General features: G+C 29.7%; 3 protein-coding genes. All 3 read right to left on the bottom strand.

What is annotated here, in order from left to right; translation table 11 throughout:
- Window positions 1-549: 549 nt before the first annotated feature.
- The 3 genes from N4A55_RS02210 to N4A55_RS02200 all read right to left on the bottom strand — a co-directional run bounded on the left by N4A55_RS02210 (window position 550) and on the right by N4A55_RS02200 (window position 2,786).
- On the bottom strand, window positions 550-870 hold the full coding sequence (locus N4A55_RS02210) for a helix-turn-helix domain-containing protein (RefSeq protein WP_293753797.1): 321 nt from the start codon (window positions 868-870) through the stop codon (window positions 550-552).
- Between the two features lie 567 nt (window positions 871-1,437).
- A complete protein-coding gene (locus N4A55_RS02205) occupies window positions 1,438-1,788 on the bottom strand; it encodes a hypothetical protein (protein WP_293753796.1) in 351 nt (116 codons plus the stop codon).
- A gap of 8 nt (window positions 1,789-1,796) precedes the next feature.
- Window positions 1,797-2,786 carry an RHS repeat-associated core domain-containing protein gene (locus N4A55_RS02200; RefSeq protein WP_293753799.1) on the bottom strand — a complete coding sequence of 330 codons (990 nt, stop codon included), beginning with the start codon at window positions 2,784-2,786 and terminating at the stop codon, window positions 1,797-1,799.
- Between the last annotated feature and the right edge of the window lie 83 nt (window positions 2,787-2,869).

Here is a 2,869-nt window from a genome sequence, read left to right as displayed (position 1 = left end):
TATATAGCATGACTACTTCTGTTATAACTCTCCATACTTATCACCTCTAGCTAAAGTATGGACATTTTACAATAATAATAAGGCTAAAAGCGTATACCGTCTAAAGACGGTGGAGTTAGACCACGCCCCTGTAATTTAAATCAAAGTTAAAGAGAAATATTGTGAAAGGGAATATGAGTGCGAATCCACAATATATAGCAACATTGTTGAGACTTGGAGATATATTAGATATTGTGTCTATCTGCTGTATGCAAACGCAAAGTTGATACTTGGTCTGACAATCAAATTAACTATGAATTCGACAAGTTCATTTTTAAATCAATAAGAGAATTAGAACAAGATCTCCAAGGTATTTATGGTTAATGATTATAGTATTTGCTACTAGTTAAATTCAAGAAGTCAGGAATGAACATAATGGGACAGTTTAACTGTCCTCATTTCATTTTTGCCCAAAGGGCAAGTAAAAGATTTTCCCCCGCAAAGACCCAAAACAAACTTCGTAGGATTTGACCCTAGATGAATTGATTATTTTATTAAGTTATTTTCCGTTTATAAATCAACAATAATCTTTATCATCTTAGATACAGCTTTGATTTTTGATGGAGAACAGTTTTTAAGTAATTCATTTATTTCAGGAGTCAAGTAATCATTTGATTTTGTATTTGTTCCAGTTAATAAATAAGCAGGGGAAATATTTAAGATGTTACTTATTTTTACAAGCATTTCAAGATTTAGTTTTGTTGCCCCTGTCTCTATTCTGCTGATATACTCTGGAGATACTTTGAGTATTTCTGAAATATTTTCTTGAGTCAGCTTCATTGATTTTCTACTTTCTTTTATTCTCTTACCAATCAGTTTATAATCAATCATTTTTATCACCCTATTTAATATATCAATAATAATCTATAAGATTAATGAAGTTATAAGTTATTATTGAATTAATAGATTATGTTTGCTATGATAAATATTATGCATCTTTTGTATTGATAGTAAATTTTAAAATGGATAAGATTCTTCCTAACCCCTTTCTTGTAATAATCTCTTTTTCCTTAAAGGGTAAAGGTGAAAGAGACAAATTAGGATGGACTTTATAGGTTTTAAGCATAGAAAAAGGTTACTTGAATAATATACCAAAGTAGCTTTTTTCTGCTTTAAAAGTATTACATTTTTTCTTTTTGTAATTCAGCTTATAACTTCTTTCTTTATGGGGTAACTGGTAGTAATGAAGGATATTAGGGTTAAAATTTAAATTGGGTACTGTATAACTTGGATTAATTGGATTTGAACAAATATATCCATTAACATTATAATTATTGCTACAGTAATTATCGTTAATCCTAAATTAGACCATGAGCTAAAGCAAAAGGTTGCTTTCACAATTATCATTGTCAAGGCAACCTTTTATATTCATTTAATTTAAATAGAACTTTACTAGAATTATTTTAGAAAATCTATGCCAATAAAAGGAGTAATATCTATACCAAAGTTACTTAGAAATATTGTTAGAATATATGTAAATATAATAATTATAACTGTTGCTACTACATATTTAAATGCTCTTCTATAACTTTCAAATACTGGTATATGCATTGAACCGTAATATAATGCTGTACCAATTAATATAGCAAAAATGATGCCTGTTACTTTTATTGGTATTAAGTATAGATTATTTGGAATTCCTTCATATAAAAGTGGAAATACATATCCAAAAGTATATCCAATAATATAGAATTTCCATCTTTCTTTTATTATTGTAATTAACTTTCCTTTAATTAAAATCCCTCCCAAAAGCTTATTTAATTGTCAAGTGATTCTAATGCAGAATTTACATTGTAACCATCAACCATTGTACCAATAATTAATGATGCCCCTTGTTGTAATTTTGTCTTATCAATAACAGTTTTTTGTAGTATCATAGGTGTGGCTATTTTGGAATTAACTTCTTGAGTAGTTATAATCACCTTGTTTTTCAAATCAAGAACTATTGTTTCTGTAGAAAGTCCCTGTGTTTGTGCCTTCTTAATATTTTTGGATCGTGCATAAACTTTTACAGCATCGTCTGGCAAATCTGAAAGCCCTTTATGCATTGTATAAACACCAATACCAATTTGAGTTAAATTATATATTGTTTCACCATGTGTAGGAAATATTTTTTTATAAGCACCTTTCATGAAATTCCATTCATCACCAGCTGTAGAACCCTTAATACCATTTATAATTCTTGAAGCTCCACCAGTCATATTACTAACTCCATCAGCTACAAGATATGAACCTCCTAGACCAATTGGAATACCTACTCCTGTCCATGAAGCACCTGCAGCAATAGAAGCACCTGTTGTTGCTTCTCCAAAACCACCCCAAGCTTGTAATGTTCCTTGGATAGGTTCAACAATTCTATTACGGATATTTAAATATGTCTTAAATGCTTTATCATTTGATAAATCTATTACTTTTTGTATAGCATCTAAAATGGCATCTTGTTTATCAGCACGCGATTGAGGATTGTCTGTTCCAAGTAGGCTATCTATCAAATGTGGTGAATTATATTCATCATATTGTTTTAATAATCCCTCAATAGCTTTTTTCTGTGGTGAAGACAATTTATCAAGGTCTCCTGATACAAATTTGACGCTATGTCCATTTTTCTCACTACAATGTCCTGTTGGGTCTACATACATGATAGGATTATTCTGTACGTATGCGTAGAGGTTAAGCCCGTCCCCCCTAAAACTATCCATAACTATAAATCTAAATATAATGTAGGAATAGAATATTCCTTTTATCATTAATGCAGTTAACATAATGAGTTAACCACTGATTTATAGTTCATATATAAATAGATGTAGGATTATAATATATATCGGATAGT

Origin of the sequence: Vallitalea sp., assembly GCF_025211055.1 — a bacterium.
In the GTDB taxonomy this organism is placed as follows: domain Bacteria; phylum Bacillota; class Clostridia; order Lachnospirales; family Vallitaleaceae; genus Vallitalea.
This window is presented reverse-complemented; position numbering and strand designations above follow the sequence as displayed.